This window comes from Mesorhizobium sp. WSM4845, from assembly GCF_055811455.1.
In genome coordinates this window covers 1-412 of the sequence record NZ_JBVVQA010000107.1, presented here as the reverse complement: position 1 = coordinate 412, position 412 = coordinate 1, and the positions used below count along the sequence as shown (strand labels likewise).

At 59.2% G+C, this 412-nt stretch carries 1 pseudogene; it reads right to left on the bottom strand.

Going from position 1 to position 412, the window contains the following annotated elements:
- Positions 1–235: 235 nt before the first annotated feature.
- Positions 236–412: pseudogene (locus AC0L2C_RS34215) on the bottom strand (electron transfer flavoprotein subunit beta/FixA family protein); the annotation flags it as partial.

Genomic DNA, 412 nt, shown 5'->3' with positions numbered 1-412 from the left:
AGTGCCGCCGAAAGCGCCTTGGCGGTCTGGTCGGAAAGCGTCGCATTGTCGTGTTCGGCAATCAGAAGAATTGTCATTTCTCTATTCCTTGATCCACTTCAGCGGGGGCGTCTCGAATTCATGTCAGGCCGAGTCGAAAACGGTTGGGTTCGAGAACCGGAGCGGAGCGTACTTCGGTACGTGAGCACCGGAAGCGGAGAACCCTGCCGTTTGCAGGCCGGCATCACATGAATTCCTACAGCACGCCGGCTTCGTTCTTCAGCTTGTCGACCAGTTCGGCGACGCTCTTGACCTTGATGCCCGCCTTGCGGCCGCCCGGCTCCTCGGTCTTGATCACCTTCAGCCGCGGCTTGACGTCGGCGCCGTAATCGGCGGGAGATTTCTCGTCGAGCGGCTTCTTCTTGGCCTTCAT